Genomic DNA, 253 nt, shown 5'->3' with positions numbered 1-253 from the left:
GGCAGAATAACTGTTGCTGTTAATCCTGCCTATACTTCTCAAGAATGTTCTAATTGTGGTGCAGTAGTTAAAAAATCTCTATCTACAAGAACTCATGTCTGTGAATGTGGATTTGTTATCGATAGAGATTGGAATGCTGCAATCAACATTCTGAAATTGGCCTTGAGTACGGTAGGGATACGGTCACTTGGATCTTAGATCCGAACGCTTTGGGAGATTCGACCTCTACTCAGGTTGGAGAAATCCTGTCTGA

At 41.1% G+C, this 253-nt stretch carries 1 pseudogene; it reads left to right on the top strand.

Features of this window, described 5'->3' with window-relative positions:
* Positions 1–253 (top strand): annotated as a pseudogene (locus AACS98_RS23550) (zinc ribbon domain-containing protein); the annotation flags it as partial.

This window comes from Anabaena sp. CA = ATCC 33047, assembly GCF_963870205.1.
Taxonomy (GTDB): domain Bacteria; phylum Cyanobacteriota; class Cyanobacteriia; order Cyanobacteriales; family Nostocaceae; genus Trichormus.
Note: the sequence above shows the minus strand (reverse complement) of the source record. Positions and strands in the feature narration are given on the sequence as shown.